Genomic DNA, 19,256 nt, shown 5'->3' with positions numbered 1-19,256 from the left:
ATTAGGCTGGCTAGTAGATTTAGAAAAGATCTCATGTCACCCTCTTCAAAATAAAAATGAATAAAACAGAGGGGTTATATTAAAATTGAAAATAGTAATCAATATTTTTCTCTATTTTCTCCAAATTTATTTATTTGACCATGAATTTTATCCATGCAAATCAATCAAATCGAGAGCTGTTTTTATGAATAACACAATATTTTTTGGGGAGAATGTTTTGCAAGCAATGCTGAAGATTGTTTTTTTGGAAAAAATACGAAATTCTTTTTGCTACATAACAATAGCATTGAAAATTTGTCTGTACTTAAGAGAACGTCTTACTTAGTTAGACGTTCTTTTTCCCATTCAGACAAATCATTCGGACGCATGTCCACCTACCCGTTGTTTTAGTACAACTACTTAGAGATGAGGTGCGATCATTTTTTTTGGATCGACAATTTGATCAAATTCTTCAGCTGTCACAAAACCTAAGGCCAAACAGGCTTCTTTTAGAGTTGTGTTTTCTACAAAAGCTTTGTGCGCTGCTTGAGCGGCTTTGTCATAACCTATTTTAGGTGTTAAGGCTGTTACTAGCATTAAGGAACGATCCAGCAATTCTTTTATCCGTTCTTTATTCGGTTTAAGTCCATCAATGAGGTATTTGGTAAAGGATCGGCAGGAATCAGAGATCAAATGAATCGCATTGACAAAATTGTAAATAATCATGGGCTTAAATACATTTAGTTCAAAATTTCCCATTGCTCCTGCCATGGTAATGGCATGGTCATAAGCCATCACTTGAATGGCCACCATTGTCATCGCTTCACACTGTGTGGGATTCACCTTGCCTGGCATAATAGAAGATCCGGGTTCATTTTCTGGCAAAGAAATTTCCTGCAAACCACACCGAGGACCTGAAGCCATCCACCGAATATCATTGGCTATTTTATAAAGGGTTGAAGCTAAAGTTTTAAGTGCACCACTAGCAAAAACAAGCGCATCGTGAGAGGCTAAAGCAGCAAATTTGTTTGGAGCTGAAACAAAAGGCAAAAGCGTTTCCTCAGCAATTTTTTTTGCTGCTAATTCTGCAAATTGGGGATGAGAATTCAAGCCGGTTCCAACTGCCGTTCCTCCCAAGGCTAAGCGGTAGAGTGATGACAAAGTCGCTTCTATGTTGGCTAAATTATCATCTAGTTGCGCAATATACCCGGAAAATTCCTGGGTTAAAGATAGCGGAGTGGCATCCATTAAATGGGTGCGCCCAATTTTGATAATATCCTGAAATGTTTCACTTTTTTTTGCCAAGGCATCACGCATGTGCTTCACTGTAGGTAACAACCGGTGTGTGATTTCTTCGACTGCAGCAATATGCATAGCGGTTGGATAGGTGTCGTTAGAGGATTGACTCATATTGACGTCATCATTCGGATGAATCGGCTTTTTACTGCCAATGACGCCTCCCGCTAATTCAATGGCTCTATTGGATATAACCTCGTTCATATTCATATTCGTTTGCGTGCCACTACCCGTTTGCCAAATTCGCAAAGGAAAATGAAGATGGAGCTTTCCAGTAATCACTTCATCTGCAGCTTGAATAATCCATTTACCTTTTTCTTTAGATAACTTGCCTAACTCCATATTAGTCAATGCGGCCGCTTTTTTGATTATGGCGAGAGCTCGGATAACACATTGGGGAGTAATTTCATGTCCAATATTAAAAAAAATCAATGACCGCGCGGTTTGGGCCCCGTAATAAGCCTCTTGCGGAACTTTCATTTCACCCATGCTGTCAGTTTCGATACGATGTGCCATTTAAAACCTCTATTCATTGTGACTACCCTATCCTTAGGATTTATTAGACTTAAATGAAGATGTCAATGAATTTGTTCCTGTAGGTTTTCGGATAAAAAGCTTTTTAGTTGAATTTGTCTATCTGCTTAATTACAATGCTAGTTTTTGCTTCCGCGCTCTTTTGATAGAGGCACATAACGAACTTTTTGGAGATCAATATCATGTTAAAAAACATGCGACTATTCCTTGCGCTTTTAGTCCTTCCCCTCGCACTCTCTGCATCAGAAGGCTATTATGGGGGGCTCTTTGGCGGGGTCAATTTTCTACATAAATCACATACCCATAATCATTTAAAATATGACGATGGTTACGCCATTTCGCTAGTGGGAGGCTGTGCTTTTTTTGATGCTTTCCGTGCAGAAGTAGAAGGCAGCTATCACCGAAATAATTTGAAAAGTGTTCGCTTTGGAGATGAAAAGTTTTCTTGTGGACATGCCCGCAGCTACTGTGTTATGGGCAATTTTTTTTATGACCTTTATTTAGGATGTTTAATAAATCCTTATGTAGGCTTTGGTGTGGGTGTTGAAGCAACCCATTTTGTTATTTCAGCTTCTAGACATCGCTTTAAGCATACAAGATCTGGATGCGCGCGTCAGGTTATTTTAGGTCTAACTTATCCCATATGCCAACATGTGGAAGCATCGATCGATTATAAATTCAGACGAGGTGTTCGTCATACACTTTCCCAATCGGTCTGTGTCGGAATTAGACAGTTTTTTTAAAAAGAAAGCCCCATTTGGGGGCTTTCATTTTTCAGAAAAATTAACCGATATTATAGACTTCTTCAATAGGGTATTCCGAGAATACTGATTTCGAAACAACTTTTTCTTCATAAAACTTCTCTTCTACTTGATTTTTTTGAATACTACGCTCGACAGTTTCTAAACTGTTACGTGCATCTCGACGACTACCATAGCTATACTTCCACTCTTGTAGTACAAGCATATCCCCTTCAACTTGAGAAACATAGCATACCATATAAGGATAGTCGCCCAGATCATCCGCTTTAAGCACTAACAATACATTAGCAGCTGGGTTTTCAAGATACATTTCAATCGCTTTCTTCATTTGCTGACTTGCGTAAAGGTAGCAGGCATAAAAAATTACGATAGCCAACACCACAAGAGCTTGAAAAATTTTGGGATAAAGAGGTTCTTTGGCACTTTTAATGACCGCGTTCAGCTTACTTTGAATGGTTTCTTCTGACTCTCCCCGTGCCATTTGCTGCTTAACAAACTCAACTCCTTCAACTTCCTGCTTGCAACTAGGGCACATGACATGCGCTTTGCGAAAAAAAGGGATTAACGGAATCCAAAAGAGAGAAAAATAATTCTTATAAACATCGATTTGCTGCTGGGCATGATTACAGTTGGAACAGGCGATTGGCAAAGTGTGTGATACAAGATGAATCGGATTGATTCCATAAACGATATACATAGGCAAAACCTCTTTTTAATTAAAAAATAGATTCAGCCTATATAAATACACAATTTGTAGAAAGTTTTTTTTATCCCCCCCCACCAACAACGAGTAAATCATGTTGGTATTTAGGCAGTTTGTCAAAATAAGAAACCGAGACATTAAATAATGCGGCCAAAATATCGTTAGAATAGGCTCCTAAAACTCCTGAAAGACCAATATCCGAAGGATAGGCATGATTAAAAAAAATGGCAAATTTTGCCTGTTCAACACCCGTGTTTTCAATGTGATGCAAATAGCCACGTGGCAAGAAGCTAATATCTCCCGCTTGCATATCAAAAGTCTCTTGAGATCCATCTGGCGAAAGCAGTGTAATGCGCGCTGAGCCACTGATTAAACAATTAAGTTCCGCAGCATTCGGGTGCCAGTGGGGCTCTCTTGCGCCATTTTGTTCTAGGCAAACGCTATAAACAGCAAGGTTTTTTAATTCAGGAAAGAAAAAACCGTTGCTCATTTTGACCCATCCTCCTGCCGCATGAACTTGAGGGGGAGCAGCTTCTAAATCCATCTTATGAGAATTTGTTACATAAGAAAGCTCATCTTTTGAAACATGCTCTTCTTTGACAATGAAGCCACTTTTTTCCGCTTTTTTAATATCCGAAAAAAATTGTGCATCAAGCTCACATGTGGCTCCTAAAATATGATTGGGCATCACTTGAATCGATTTTGACAACTCCAGATCCTCTGGCATCGCATGATCAAAACATAAAAGAGCTTTAAAATCCTGATCTCCAATATTTTCAATGTGATGAATATATCCTCTAGGAACATACACGATATCTCCAGATTCAATACTAAAGGTATCATGTCCGGCTCCAGGACTGAATATGGTCATGAGGGCCTTTCCATCGATACAATAACTCAACTCATCTGCATTGGGATGCCAGTGCGGTTCCCGAAAAGCCTTCGGATGCAAAACTAAACAAGATAGAGACATTCCCTGCAAAGCCGGGAAATTATCTTGACGCGCATCGATTCTATATCCACCAGCCGAAGATTTTTGAGGACTTACTGATCCCAAAGGAAATACATGAGAATAACTTGTGACCGTAACCATATGACCTCTAGATTTAATTTTATTCGCAAACGCCCCATCCACATTGCAGATAGGTAGTCAATATATTCGCAAGAGAGATAGCCAACGTTAATCCCAAGGCAAACTTGGAAAACCATTCTTGATTCAAGGGCACCTGTTCACTTTTATCTGGGCGATACAAAAAGAGAATTAAACTGATGGCACAGACAGCACAGGCAAAAACGATGAATGACCACGTGTACAAACTTAATCCTAAGACAGGTAATCCAAAAGTTGAAAAGCCGGGACAAACATGTAGAGAAATTTGTCTAAGAGCCACAAAACCCCCAAATAAACAGCTTAGCAAGGATAACGCATAATGGCTCATGCGTACTCCAAAAAATAGATTTAAAAGTAATCCTGCAGCCACGCTAATCATTCCAAGTCTTTGAAGCAGACATAAAGGGCAGGGTTCTTCGTGCCAAAAAAATTGAACAAAGTAAGCTGATAGGAGAACTCCACACAAAATCAAAACAACCAGAGCATTGAGGCCTCTTTCCCATATTTGCATGTATTCCTCACCAGTTAATTTTTAATGTATCAGTTGCTAAATGCCAAAGCATTAACAAAGATAAAAATATTCCCAAGATGATAAAACTAATTGCCAAAATCCTTTGTTTTAAAGCGATAGCCCCTAAAGCGATCGAATAGAATAAAAACAATCCCGCCATCATAAACTATCCTTACAAGTTTTAGAACAGCCCTTTAAAAAGATTTATAAGTTTTTCTTAACCCTATCCAAGGACTCAAAAAAAATCAAAAAAAACTTATATTAACAAATTGATAAAATGCTATAGAGATAGAAAACGAAACCTGTTTAACAATCGCAAATGTTTGATTGAAAAGGGCTAAAAACATGTGCCATATTTTCTTTTATACTTTTTTATTTCTGCTAGCGTCATTTGTTCAAGCTGAAAATAGTAAACAAAATCCGGCACTCATCATCGAGCAAACCATCCAAAAGTACATGCAAGAAAAACAGATTCCAGGAATGGCTATCGCACTTTATTACAATCAAAAACCTTATTTCTTTAATTTTGGATTTGCCGATGATCTTTCCAATCAATCAGTGACTTCTGATACATTATTCGAAATTGCTTCCCTCACAAAAGTCTTTACTTCAACTGCGTTGGCTATCCAAATTTTAAAAAGTAAAATGCGCCTCTCCGATCCCGTCATCAAATACCTCCCAAACGTTCAAAAGCGTTTACAAGGGATTGGAAAAGTCACACTTTTGCAACTCGCTACCCACACTTCAGGACTTCCACGAATTCCTCCTCGCCTTCCTCCCCATCGAGGAAAAAAATATCACAAGAATTCCGTCCTCCATTTTTTAAGCGAATGGCAGCCCGACCGGCCGCCTGGAGAACACTATTCCTATTCTAATCTAGGCTATGGTGTACTTGGATATGCGATAGCAGATGTTGAGAACAAACATTATGGAGATTCAATCAAAGAACACATTCTTGAACCCTTGTTTATGAAATCGACCTTTCTTATTGTTCCCCATGCTTACCAAGAGCTTTATGCTCAAGGCTATACAAAAGAAGGCAATCTTGCGGAAAGATCGTCTGTAAATGCCTGGCCTGCTGGCTGCGCTCTCCGCTCAACATCTAGGGACCTGCTAAAATTTTTGATGGCAAGCCTTGGCATTGAAGGCCCACAAGAGCTCATGCAAGCGATGGAGTTGACTCAAAAAAGCTTTTTTAAAATCAATGATCAGCTATCGATTGGATTAGGCTGGCAAAAATACACCACAGACAAACTTCTTTTTGTCGATAAAAACGGACAAGTTCCCGGTTTTTCAAGTTATATCGGCCTCTTACCTAATCAAAAAATAGGAATTGTCCTGCTCGCCAATAAAGGAAAGACCCAAATTACCAAGACGGGACGTGACCTCTTGGAACGTCTTTTTGAAGCATCCCAGATGAAATAAGTTCTTCAAGCTAAAACTTGCTTTATTAAGTGGTTTTAATTAAAATTTCCACTAAATTTTTCTAACAAAAATAAAGAATGCCCTAAGGTTTTTAGTTTTTTATGAACACGATAATGACAACTAAAAATTGGAGTGATATCACCCCATTTAAATCGATTATTTTACAAGGCAAAAACTATCATCTCTACAGAGTGAAAGTACTCGTTAATGATGATAACCACACGATTTCACTTGTTTCGTTAAATATCTTTCAAAGACTCTTTTATATATTTTCAAACAAATTTCTTCCGCAAAAATTCAGCAAGATCCGCGCTTTATCTACATCCGAAGCCATACGTAAAATCAATGAGGCAGCTAGAAAATTCACAATATATGGAGCTGCTGCCTCTTCTAATGCTAAAGCAAAGCGACCGGCTTTAAATAAAAAAATTGACTTTCCAAAACTTTCTGAAAAAAAACAATTTGAATTTTTAACTGAAGATTTAACTGCTCTAGGTTCTCTCAAAAGTATGGATGATATAAAAAAGTTAGCACTTCTTATCGAAACATACGCGTTAGATAGAGAATTACAACGAAAAGCTTTTTCTAACATCGAGCCCTTCACAACCAGGTTGAATTCTGGTCGATTAACATCATTCTCAGAATCTAACCAAATAAGAGCAGTTCTCAGATGGATGGTGATGAATGAAAAAATCGTCGCTTATGACGATTTTGGCCAATATTGGTTGTTCTACACTTCATCAGACCATGTTCCCGAACTACATGGGAATTATGAGCGAGTTACAAAAGAGAAACTTTGCGAACTCCTTCGATATATCCAAACACCCCAAGTTGCCCTTTCTCCCAAACCAGGATTTTCCAAAAATCAACATGCTCTTTTTAATGATCTTTTACGATGTTTGGATAACGCCCGACGTAAGAACATTTTTCGCGAATACAAAACAGCTAGTTTTGCTCTCAGATCACTATTTGATTTCAGACAACGATCAGAAAAAGAAGACAACGAAGTTTTAGATTATTTACTTGAAACAAATACCATTCATGGATGGACATGTGCCCATGAACAAAAGATATTCTTTCAATTATCCTCTCAAGGTCGTTTACCAAAAGATGTGAAAGATGAAACTTGGAATTTAACATGGCGGAACAAAACCACGCTCCAAAAAGAACAAGATTTTATAAGGAATCGCACCCCGATTTCATTAAATCTTTTTTTTGGCAACAAAGAACAACAAGAGTTTGCCGAATCTATTGTTAAACAAATAAATACCCGCTCGTATTATCATGCTATAGTAGAATGTAAATTACTTCCTGCTGAAATTGAAGTTTTAGAAATTTTAAAAAACAACCACCTTATTTTTACATACGAATGTTCAAATCCTCTTACGTTGGTTTTTGCAACCGAAGAAGATTTGCATGAGGATTTTCGCACCAACCATAAGGTTGTGATTCCCCCAAAATGTTTCAGAGAGTCAAAACTAAACACTGCCGAAAAAAGCGAGGCTAAGGAAATTATTAAAAAGTTAAACTTACGCCAAACTCATGCAAAAGAAGTATGGAAACCCACATTACCTCATGATTCTTTCGAAAAAGTCCTTACGTTTTTAAATAAGAAAGCGCATTTACATAAAGTTTTTGAGGTTGATGGAACTTATCATTTTTTTCCAAAATTAAGGGATTTGGTTAACTATTTATTAAAAGAAACGACGATAAAAGAAAATAATTCTAATTTCGTTGGCCTAGCACAGTTAGCTCGAAATTTGGCTTTTTATCCGATTTTTGACTGGAAAGGTTTAGAACATGATGACCAAACATTTGAGATTCTTAACATTTTAAAAAGAGAACGCTTCATTCAATCATTTGAACGGACAAAAAATTCCGATCCTTCAGAGAAAGATACATTCCGCATCTCGCAACAATAAACTCCCACTCGATTTTCCAAAATACGGGAATGATCATAATCAAAAAATAACTTTGATATGATTGACTATATTCCCACCCCCCTTTTATGATGACCTTTCATTTGCACGATACCCTGACATTACTTTTACACCTTCATTATCACAGAGTTACAAATGAAAATTATCGGAACAGGCTCCTTTCAAGAAGTCGTGGAATCAAATATCGAAAAAATCCAAAAAGGCAAATGGTATAGTAACCAGCGCTTTAAAGTTGTCCAAAATCTATCTAACTCTGATCAATTTTCTGTTGTGAAAATACATATTTTTCAAAGATTTTTGATCAAAATTCCCTTTTTCCGATCTCTGGTCACAAAAAAAATGCCCGGCAAAGTCACATTTTTATCCTCTTCCCAAATCAAGCAAAGAATGCATTTTAAAGGTCACTCCTTTAAAAATTTAAAGAATGCAGAAAAATTGCAAGTTGTCATTGCTGGATTAGATGGAGAACTTCGCAATCAATTGAATTCCATTAACGATCTTAAATCCCTGAGTTCTCTGTTAAATATTTTTCTAAAAAATACGACTCATCAAAAAACACTATACCAGAATGCTTCTTCCGACTTATTCATTCTAAATCCTTCCGAAATTAAATTTTCCATGGACCTGACAGAAGCTGTTCTTCGTTGGATGGTATTAAACCATTACATCGTGGGTTTTGATCGACAACCACATCTCTTTGCAATTTACAAAACGGACTCCGCTCATTCTCCCTCAGCTCTTATGCATGAGCAATCCATTATGAACATTTACGCTCACATGAAGCAAATGGAGAAACTCCAGGCAAAATCTGATTTTTCTAAAGAGCAAAAAGTATTCTTTGAACAACTTTATGATGAAGTCAGACTCCTTCACTATCAAAATTTTCTCTCTAAAAAAGATCAAGTTACAGAACTAAAAATCTCGCATGAATTTTATTCTAAAGACCAAGCTCAGGTTTTCGATTACTTCGTTGAAAGTAATTGCATGCATGCCTGGTTAAGTAAAGAGGTCTTTTATATCAAACTAACGGCATCTGCCCATATCCCCCCTCAATTTGAAGAAGAGGTTTGGGGTTGTAAATGGCGCGATTTAAGACTTATTCAAATGGAAAAAAAAATTGGGAGAAATCCCAAAACGTTAAGCAAAAATCTTATATTCGATGAAGACCACATCATTTATGCTCAAAGAATCTTAAAAAAAATCAATCAGCGCAAACAAATCGGGGTGATTACATGGGTTGTCGGTCATCAAACGAATGCTATTATGCTTAAAAATGTTTTAAACCAATTGAAAGATGCAAAAATCATTCATCACTACACAAAAAATGATTTTATATTTTACATCTTTGCGGAACAGGAAGATCAGATTATCCATTTTCAAACAAAACACTTTTTAAAAATTTTCCCCAAGGATATTCGCGAATCTAAACTAAATTTTGATGAGCAAAAACAGCTTCAACAACTAATTACACAACTCAATCAACGCACTGGACCAGGTGAAGTAGAGTGGTCTGGATCAGCTAACGTCATTGCCTTTCTAAATGCATATGGAATTAAGACACAAACTGTTGAGGACAAATACCTCATTTTTAGAAATAAATGTGACCTTGTTGCTAAATTTAGAAAGGAAAATAGCGTTTCATGGAATTCTGATCTCTTAAATGAGATCGCGCTGAATAAAGAACCCTACATTTCAGGACTTAAAGACTTGGTGAGTTGTTTAAATGCGCGAAAGAAGTCGGGCCCCATTAGATGGAAGGGGTTAGAAAATAACTTATCTGACACTGTAGATTTATTAAGCAAACTTGTCTCAAAGGATTTGATCTATAAATTTTCTTGGAAGGATGATTTAGATATTCCTCTTGACTATATAACGATCATACATAAAAAATCGGATCTATTTGCATAAAGCAAAAGGGCCAGATTCACGTTGTTGTTTTCACAAAAGCGTAAGTCTGGCCCTAAATCTAAGCACTAACTGCCGATTTTAGTATTGGCTACCGCAGCAAGATGCAGGAGCTGGAGTAGTTACAGTTGTAGGAGCTGGTGCAGGTGGAACTGGATTTCTATTGCAAATACGTTTGTAATAGTATTTTGGTACATATTTGCATTCACGATCGCAAACATAACGAGGAACTTGTCTTGATTCTGTTGTGCAATAGTATTGTGGAACATAACGTACACAATCTACTTGGTAGTATTGAGGTACATATCTGCAGCATGTTTTTTGATAAGTTTCAGGAACTTGTCTGCAACGTTGAACTTGATAGCACTGTGTATCCCATTCGCAACGATATTTGTTGCAATAGCGTGGTTCGTATTTTACGAATAAGCAGTAGCAATCGCCAACAGCATATTCTCCACACGCACCAGCTTCTCCGCCTTCTCCACCTTGAGGAGCTGCGAAAGAAGATCCGCCTTCAAATCCACCAGATGCAGGAACTCCACATCCGCTTGGACCACATTGAGCATATCCACTATTAAATACAAACGCACAAAGTGCAAAGAAAAGTATTAAAGATAGTTTTTTCATAGCCATTCTCCTTAATAAAAAGGTTAAAGACTTGTGAGAAGTCCTCATCGACAACTCACTTATTATAGAAAGCGACCTTCTTATGTTTCGACCCCCAAGGGATCGTTGCATATGAATTTGCTTTCTTGACTTCAAATTCTTACTTTTTAGAATTAATTTCAATTACTTTTTTTAAACGTTTTAAATAAGTAATTCCTTTTCAATAGTTTTCGATTAAATATTTTTTTTAAAAAAATAAAATGAATACAAAAACTAAATTAAACTCAAAAACAACACGATCACAAACTAAAAAACTAAAACTTAATAAATTAACTTCTTATAAAATCAAATTATTCATAAAATAATCAATTTACAAACAACAAACTCAAATAAACTTTAAAATTTAATAAGGGAAGGCATGAATCAAGGTGAAAGATTTTCGCACACTATTGACACAATGATTTCTCAACCAGTGAACATACTCTGTGATGAGGAGCATTTGATTTTAGAAAAAAATGCTGGGAAAATCAAGCATTCGTGCAACAAGCAACTATTTCAAATTATATTCAACTACATCAGTCACAATAAAATATTTTTAAAAAATAAAAATTTAATAAAAACCGAACAGATTAGAAACAAACTAATCAAAATATTTTCTCCAAAAAAATCCCTACAAATAGAAATCTCTCATTTGTTCGATCGCTTAATTGCAGAAACTCAAATAAATCCATTTGGTTCTCAAAAAAATTTATCTTCTCCTCCAATAGTTTTAATTAAAGTAGCCTCTACAGCAAAAAATTTAGATGAATTTAAAACGAATGTGTATCTCGTCATTAACAACTATCCCCGCTTTCAATTTGGAGAAGATCTCGCCATTTACGATACAGCTTTTGGAAACTTCCCAAAAAAGAGAAATCTTCAAAAAGTTTTTGCAAAACTTTTAAAAAATTTTGAACATTTTTTTGCACCTACAGAAATTGAATTAAGTAAAAAGAATCTCAGGGAACTTGTTCACCTTCAAAAAACCTGCATCCAGCTCATGAAACCCTCTATTCCCGTTCAAATGGGAGTGATCATTGAAACCAGTGCAATTGGAACGACTAATCAAGCAATGTTAAACCATGTCAAAGAATTCATTATCAAAGAAAAGCCCGTCATCATTAATCGCTACCTTTTAAAAGTACATGAAAGCTCCTTAAGCGAGATTAAGGTGGATTTCTATATACAAATAGATGGTTCTCTAGGTGTCATTCTTCCTCAGGGACATCGCTTAGAAAATTCAGGTTTTTCTAGCACACGTTTAGAAAAAGTAGCTTTTGATAAGGCTAAAAGCTCTATTCTACTCACACATCATATTGTTGATGACCTTAAAAAAATATTGATCCACTCAAATGCCAATGGCAACTTTGCACGCTTAATCACTTTTTGTGGACACGGCTATCATCCCATTCCTTATCAAAATGATAGCACAGGTATTATTGCAGGCCTTCCTATAGCTGAATTTCAACAAGCGATACAAAAATTAAACCCTACTTTTCTTATAGTAGAAAGTTGCTTTGTAGGAGGTAAAAATATACATCAAATCCATTTTCCTGATCAGACAATCCGATGTCCAATCGTTGTCCGTTCTCTTTTCGAAACCGTTACGATATCAACACCACACGACCGTTTCGCAACATCTTTCTTGCAAGAAGTAGAAACACTCTTGTTTGACAGCAGTCTTGGCCCCCTACCTAGACAACTTCGAAAAAAAGATATTTATCGCTTAATGTCATCTTTTCCTAAGCAAGGATTGCAAAATTTGCCACAAATTCTTTTTCCTTCCAAAAATAAACACATTCCAAAAGTTTCCTACCCTATATTTGCAAAGGGTGAAGTCGTTGATTTAAATAAAAAAGAGATTCCTAAAGGAAATGCGCGGATTTATCTTTTTTCCAAACCGGTCTTTGAAGATATTTTAACTGTTGAAGGGAATTCTCCAATTGCATTTCTTTCAACCGGAGATACTTCTCAACATTTAATTAAAGCTATAAATGCGCCTGAAATAGAGCTAGAAGCCTTGGCAGATAATACATTTAACATCTGGTCTAAGCTAAAAGATAGTGAGCCAGCTTCAAAAGCTTTTTATATTGCAAAAATGACATGTAAGGTTTACCACGAATCGAAAATCATTTTTCAAATTTTAATCAAAAAATTACCGAATGTTCGAGAAGTCATCTTTAGGATAGAGGGCGAAGAAGATTTCCGTCGTATAAAATTTACAAAGCCTAAAAATCCAAAGGATAATTGGAAAAAAAATCATCCCGATGACAGCTTAAATTATGCCAAAGCTCTCTATGAATATTATTGGACCGCAATGGAAACAAAATCCTCAGAACAATCTTTGTGTGCAGCGACCTTAGGAAGACAAGGTGAAGGAGATTTTATAGATGCATTGAAAAATATGTTTTGGGGTGATCAAGAACTTCCAGAAATTGATTTATTTTCCTCTATTTTACAATATCCTAAGCTCTCAAGTGTCTCTAATGTCTGCTATGCATATGACTCTGATAAGAAGAAAGCTATTTTGCAAGAAGCCTTTGATCTAGCAAAACGTTTAAATAAATCCTTTGTCGCTCAAAAGATAGCGGCTTCCTCTCAGACACCTTTACTGAAAGCGGTTGAAAAAAATGATCTGCAAAAAGTTCAGGAAATTTTGACAAATCATCCTCAATCGATTTATGAAATGAATCTCAATGGATCAACTGCCCTCTTTTTTGCAGCCGGCAAACCAAACATCGGAAGACTATTGATTGAGAAAGGGGCGAAAATCGATTGTGAAAATCGATTTAAGATGACGCCACTTCATCAAGCTGTGTTGCAAGATGATCTCGATTTGGTCACGCTTATGTTAGCAAAAGGATTAGATGTCAAAGGAGCTGGGGGAGGTATGGCTCTTGATCTTGCCATTCAAAATAACAAGACAAAGATTTGTGAAATTTTATTAGAACAACAAGCTGGAATTCATTCTTCTCGTGCCATCCTCTGGAGTGCTGCTCGTTTTTCATCTCCTCAATACATCTTTGAGCAAGTACTTGAATACCCCGAACAACTGAATTTCCGAAGTGAACCTCAAAAAAATACAGCCTTACATGCTTGTGTCTTTCTTCGGGATATTGAGAGAATTAAGCTATTAATCGAAAAAAATGCAAATCCAAATCTAAAAAACGTCGGAGAGCTATCTGCCCTACATTTTGCCGTTCTATATGGAAATGAACAAGCAATTGAAATAATCGATCTCCTCTTAAAACAACCTGTTGAAATCGATAGTCAAAGTTTAGCTGGAAATACACCATTGCATTTAGCGATCAAAAATAAAAATACTCCATTAATTAAAAAATTGATCCTTGCAGGTGCATCTCTGACCACAGAAAATAAAGACAAAGTCATGGCTTTTGATTTAATTTCTAAAGACCTTGAAATGCGCAAAATCTTATATTCCCTCGATTTTAATTTGAGTCTGCCTTCTTACCCCCCCCTTCTTTTACAAACTTTAACAAAAGGAGATTTGGAATTAATAAAAACATTTATCCAACAGGGAGCTGATCTCAATCAATATTATCTAGGCTCTCCTCTGGTTTTTCACTATTTAAAGTCGACTCTGCCGCATATACAAATCCTTCAGCTTTGTCTAGAGAAACTGGATTTAACCCAAACAGATGATCAAGGAAATACAATCTTGCATCTAGCGATGAGTTTCAATCCTGAAATCCTAAAAATGATTTTAGATGTAAATCCAACCTTAAATCAACGCAATCACAAAGACGAAACCCCCTTAATGGTTTTAGCACGCTCATCTACGAATGTGAGCATGTATCGGTTGATGCTCGATAAGGTAAACGATCTAGAAAAAGATGAAATCAATATCATTGCAAAAAAATTGGTTCAAACTGATCTCTCGCGAGAGTTTTTTCACAAATTCATTTTTTCTAGACTGACTGAAAAAGAAATGGATGCCCATCCAGCCACTTCCTTGCATCATGCAATTTTTTATCAAAATATTGAAAAAGTTGAAAAATGGCTGCAAAGCTTTACCGCAACGACTAGCACGGATTTTTTTGGCATTCCACCCATACAAGCTGTTTTTTATTTTGCCCATGACAAACAAGAGATCCTCATTCCTATCCTGCTTCAACAATTAAGTGAATGGAATAAACCCGATTTTTTAGGTCAACTTCCTTTCCAACTTGCTCTCAGGAAAAGTCCCCAATTGACGATATATATGATCAATAGGTATGAAAATATATTGGATCTTTCTGGTATGCAAGGAGTATGTGCTTATATAGCCTCCAACGATTTAGTTAAATCGTTACTTATTGAGAAAAAGGCGGGGATTAACAAAATAAATTCCTTTCTGATGCAAGTAATTGCATCGAAAAATTTCGATCATCTAAAACAAATTTTTGAAACATATCCTCCTTTTCCGATTGATCCCCAAAACATGTTAGAAACCTCTCTTTTATATAGCGCCTTTGATTCAGATGATAAAGATGTCGTCGATCTCATTTTTTCCAAAAAACCCAATCCAAATTTCAGTTTTTGTTTTTTGGGTACTCCCCTACATCATTTAGCTAAAAGGGGGAAAAATTTGCAAAATCAACTCTACTTTACAAAACAACTCCTTGCTAATCATGCAGATATTGATTCAGTAGATGCCCAAAAAAATACACCTCTCCATCAGGCAATTGCCTTTGAAAACGTTTCCTTGGCAAAATTTCTGATCCAAAATGGAGCCTGTCCCCATATCCAAAATGCTTCTGGGCAAACTGCGATTGACATTGCAGAAGAATTTTGGCTTTTTGAACTTGTAGCACTAATGAAAGAACAGAATTGATAAAAACAGTTGTTTCTTATGAGATACAAGATTAAAAAGTCTGATTGACGCTATTCTTTTTATTTAAACTAATAAACCTTAGTTTAAACTATCCACGCACAATAAATTCACGTTCAAAACAAATCGAATTAAACAGTAAAATATTTACGCAATTAATATCTTTACAAGGATAATTATGAATTACGACTACTCCTACTACCTGAATTTGATGCTTCAACCAGAAATGACCATATCCTATGAAGGACACTGTTTAGTTCTTCAAAAATTCTCTGGGCGCTCTCTAAAAGAAATAAATCAGCAAAAACTCCTTAAGTTACTTCAAAATTTTTTTATTTTTTTACAAAGTTCAAAAACATCAGATGTCGAGAAAATTGAAAAAATACAACTTAAATTAATCGAAAGCACCTGTTCAGATCTCTTTCTGCAGGAAAAAGTCATACGTTTATTTGACAAAGTTCTCAAAGACATCCAGAAAAGACCCCTAACACCAACCTCTTCCTACTTTCCTATTTTATTTAAAATCGCACCTCCTAGCACGAGCTTAGAAGAGTTTATCTCTAACCTATATTTGGTTCTTAATCATTACCCACGCTTTCAATTTGGGGAAAACCTAGCGGTTTACGATACGGCATACAAAAAATTCCCTCCTAAATGGAATTGTCACAAGGTTTTTAAAAATGTGCGAAGCACATTTGAATACTTTTTTGTGACTATTGATCGAGATTTGCAAGTAAGCCCCAACAATGAACTTGCACTAAAACGGACCGAATTAAACAATCTTCAAGATTTGTTCATCGAACAAGCCAAGCCAATTAAATCAATTCAGATGGCCTTAGTCATTGAAAATAGTCCTCTTGAGAGAGTGAATAAGGCAAACTTTTATACCGTCAATGAATTTGTGCGAAACAAAAAACCTGTTATTGCCAATCGGTATCTTCTAACCGCACATAAAAAAGACTTAGAAAAGTTGAAAGCAGATATCTATATCCAACCCAATGGACCGTTGTGTGTCATCTTACCAAGTGATGAAACACTAAAAAACTGGGGATTTACACCGGACGATTTAAAGCTCTATCCTTTAAGTGAGGCTAAGACATCCACTATAGAGTTACATATCTCTAATGATCTACAAAAGATCCTGATGCCATCTAACGAAAAGGTTAAATTTGCGCGGCTTATTGCTTTTTGCGGACATGGCACCTATCATAAAGATGGGAAGTCCGGAATGATTGCTGGGCTATCAATTGTTGATTTCCAGAAGACATTACAAGTTTTGAATCCCGCTTTTTTAATTCTGGATAGTTGTTATGCAGGTGGCAAGAATATGCAAAAGGTTCATCTCCCAGATGGAACCATTCCATGTCCGATATTGGTTCGTTCAAGCTTTGAAAGTGTCACTTTTTCAAGTCGAAAGGATAGGTTTCTGTCTCAAGTCATTTCGCAGGTAGAAAAATATTTGTTTCGAAACATCACATACCCCCACGTTAAACAAATCCAAAGAAATGCAATTCAGCAAATCATAGCCGCCCTTCCCAAACAAAAAATGCACAATGCTTCCCAACTCTTATTGCCAGCCTCTCAAAAAGACATCCCCAAAGTATCTTATGGAGCCTTTAAGGAAATGACTAATGCAAGCTCACCAAAAGAGCTTGATCAGTCCTTACCCCTTATTTATTTTTTTGCGGAACCTGTAATTGAAGCTCCTTTAGCCATTACAGATTCTTCGCCCGTGACCTTCGTTTCAAAAGGCAGCACATCTCATCATTTTATAAAAGAAATCGATGCCAAAAATCAGGAATTTGAATTCCTGATTGAGCAAACTTTTAATGCTTTCAAATCAAGTAAGAGCCAATGTGAACCGGCTTCAAAAGCCTTCTTTATCGCCCATATGGCTTGTAAAATTAACGGGGACCTAAAAAATCTCAATCAAATTGTGATTTATTGTGCCCCTCATAAGCGAGAGGTGTATTTCAGAGTAGACAAAGAAGTTCATTTTAACTGTTTGAAATTTGCAAAAAATATAAACAATCAGTGGGAAAAGAGATGTCTTGAAATAAACTTAACTCTGACAAATGCAATTCTTACATCCCTTCAAATTCTCGCTAAAACAAAACCATACGAGAAATATTTATCCTCGGTAACTGCTGGTAGACAAAGTGATGATGATTTTTTTGAAATTTGGAAAGCAGAATTTTGGGAGAAAAAGGATGCTTTGGAAGTGGATTTATTCTACTCAATTATGCAGAACAAAGTGGTTTTCATCCCTGGTGCAAAAATGAATGAATTCTCTGAAAAAAAACAGGTCTCAACAACGACAACTCTTCATCTCGCTTTAAACTGCTTTTATAACAGTCCTGATTATACAAAAAAAATGAAGATGAAAATCCTCTATAGAGGAGTCCAATTCGCTTCTTTTTTGAAAAAAACAGATTTAATCCAAGTCATCAAAGATAGTGTAAATACCCCTTTTCTCAAAGCCGTAAAAAATGGGGATGTAAAAATGATTCAAAGAATATTAAAGAAATCCCCTCGATCTATCAATGATTTGAACTTCGATGGATTGAATGCCCTCACTTTAATCTCTGAACGGTTAGACATTGCAGAGCTATTGATCAGAAAAGGGATAAAAATGGATGTAAAAAATAAATTAGGAGAATCGACACTCCTATACACCATTACACGTAGTCATGTCCATCTTTTATCACTTATGTTGAAGCAAGGACTGGATATCACTGGAGATGAGGGCGCTGCCGCCTTAATTTATGCAATGATGGGGGGAAATAAAAAAATTTGCAGTCTATTGATTGCACATCGGGCCGGAATCGACTCTTCTCAACCCATCCTAAATTATGCTGCTCAGGATACAAAAACCAAAAGTTTTGAGAAAATTATAGAATACCCAAAAATGCAGATGTATATCCAAGAATCACTCAATATTTGTGTGTCTAATCTCGATTATTCAAAAACCAAGCTTTTGTTGGAGAAAGGAGCGAATCCAAATGTGACCCAGAAGTTGCAGCTATATCCGTTACAATATGCGGTCGCAAAATCAGACCAGCAAAGCTTGAAAATTGTCAGTTTATTACTCAAACATCATGCATGGATAGATATTCAGGACGAAGATCTAAATACCCCTCTCCATTGGGCCTTAGTTAAGAAAAATGTTCCATTAATTATCAAATTGATACGCAATGGAGCTTCTTTAACAAAAAAAAACCTCTACGACATAACCCCTTTTGATCTGTTCCTAAAGGAAAAGGATTTGCTACACATGATTCTCGAGATGGAAAACATCGACTGGAATGCCTCAACTCAATCGGATTTTCCTCTTTTACTCGAAGTTTTTTATAAGAGCAATTTACATTTAGCAAAGTGGCTCATGAAAAAAGGAGCAGATATTGACTATCGCTACTTAGACTCTCCACTCATATTTCATTACTTAAAAAATACACCTATCTTAGATCGAAAAGTGATCCTTTTTTTTATTCAACATGCAAACTTATTTTTGCTTGATTCTAAAGGAAATACGATCTCTAACGTAGCCTCAAAGTATGCAGATGCTGGAATATGTAGCCTATTCTATAATCTAAAAAAATAATCCCATCAGAAAGA

Annotated in this window: 12 protein-coding genes; 6 read left to right on the top strand and 6 right to left on the bottom strand. The window is 36.2% G+C overall.

Features of this window, described 5'->3' with window-relative positions; translation table 11 throughout:
* Positions 1-399 precede the first annotated feature (399 nt).
* Positions 400-1,791: a class II fumarate hydratase gene (gene fumC / locus AOM43_RS06155; RefSeq protein WP_013924771.1), complete on the bottom strand. Its 1,392-nt coding sequence runs from the start codon at positions 1,789-1,791 to the stop codon at positions 400-402.
* Between the two features lie 200 nt (positions 1,792-1,991).
* On the opposite strand from fumC, the gene AOM43_RS06150 reads away from it, so the two are divergent.
* The gene (locus AOM43_RS06150) at positions 1,992-2,552 is read left to right on the top strand and encodes an outer membrane beta-barrel protein (protein WP_006341538.1); all 561 of its coding nucleotides are present in this window, start codon (positions 1,992-1,994) and stop codon (positions 2,550-2,552) included.
* A gap of 40 nt (positions 2,553-2,592) precedes the next feature.
* Here AOM43_RS06150 and AOM43_RS06145 read toward each other — a convergent pair whose 3' ends face one another.
* The 4 genes from AOM43_RS06145 to AOM43_RS13520 form a co-directional block, all read right to left on the bottom strand.
* Complete coding sequence (locus AOM43_RS06145) at positions 2,593-3,267, bottom strand: zinc ribbon domain-containing protein (protein ID WP_059359480.1); 675 nt, start codon at positions 3,265-3,267, stop codon at positions 2,593-2,595.
* Between the two features lie 70 nt (positions 3,268-3,337).
* Positions 3,338-4,366, bottom strand: a complete 1,029-nt coding sequence (locus AOM43_RS06140; RefSeq protein WP_059359478.1) for a cupin domain-containing protein — start codon at positions 4,364-4,366, stop codon at positions 3,338-3,340.
* Between the two features lie 19 nt (positions 4,367-4,385).
* A complete protein-coding gene (locus AOM43_RS06135; protein WP_059359475.1) occupies positions 4,386-4,895 on the bottom strand; it encodes a disulfide bond formation protein B in 510 nt (169 codons plus the stop codon).
* Positions 4,896-4,902: 7 nt separating this feature from the next.
* The gene (locus tag AOM43_RS13520) at positions 4,903-5,058 is read right to left on the bottom strand and encodes a hypothetical protein (RefSeq protein ID WP_006341543.1); all 156 of its coding nucleotides are present in this window, start codon (positions 5,056-5,058) and stop codon (positions 4,903-4,905) included.
* Between the two features lie 182 nt (positions 5,059-5,240).
* Between AOM43_RS13520 and AOM43_RS06130 the strand changes: the two genes are divergently transcribed.
* The 3 genes from AOM43_RS06130 (at position 5,241) to AOM43_RS06120 (ending at position 10,168) form a co-directional block, all read left to right on the top strand.
* Complete coding sequence (locus AOM43_RS06130) at positions 5,241-6,320, top strand: serine hydrolase (protein ID WP_059359474.1); 1,080 nt, start codon at positions 5,241-5,243, stop codon at positions 6,318-6,320.
* Between the two features lie 113 nt (positions 6,321-6,433).
* Positions 6,434-8,242, top strand: a complete 1,809-nt coding sequence (locus tag AOM43_RS06125) for a hypothetical protein (protein WP_226987427.1) — start codon at positions 6,434-6,436, stop codon at positions 8,240-8,242.
* Positions 8,243-8,395: 153 nt separating this feature from the next.
* Positions 8,396-10,168: a hypothetical protein gene (locus AOM43_RS06120; protein ID WP_059359470.1), complete on the top strand. Its 1,773-nt coding sequence runs from the start codon at positions 8,396-8,398 to the stop codon at positions 10,166-10,168.
* Between the two features lie 78 nt (positions 10,169-10,246).
* Here AOM43_RS06120 and AOM43_RS06115 read toward each other — a convergent pair whose 3' ends face one another.
* Positions 10,247-10,792 (bottom strand): hypothetical protein, encoded by a 546-nt coding sequence (locus tag AOM43_RS06115; RefSeq protein WP_013924766.1) that lies wholly within the window; start codon positions 10,790-10,792, stop codon positions 10,247-10,249.
* A 397-nt stretch (positions 10,793-11,189) separates the two neighbouring features.
* Between AOM43_RS06115 and AOM43_RS06110 the strand changes: the two genes are divergently transcribed.
* Both AOM43_RS06110 and AOM43_RS06105 read left to right on the top strand, forming a co-directional pair.
* Entirely contained in the window at positions 11,190-15,644 is a 4,455-nt protein-coding gene (locus tag AOM43_RS06110; RefSeq protein ID WP_059359468.1) for an ankyrin repeat domain-containing protein, read from the top strand.
* A 175-nt stretch (positions 15,645-15,819) separates the two neighbouring features.
* Complete coding sequence (locus AOM43_RS06105; RefSeq protein WP_059359466.1) at positions 15,820-19,242, top strand: ankyrin repeat domain-containing protein; 3,423 nt, start codon at positions 15,820-15,822, stop codon at positions 19,240-19,242.
* Positions 19,243-19,256 lie beyond the last annotated feature (14 nt).

This window comes from Parachlamydia acanthamoebae, assembly GCF_000875975.1.
Lineage (GTDB): Bacteria > Chlamydiota > Chlamydiia > Chlamydiales > Parachlamydiaceae > Parachlamydia > Parachlamydia acanthamoebae.
This window is presented reverse-complemented; position numbering and strand designations above follow the sequence as displayed.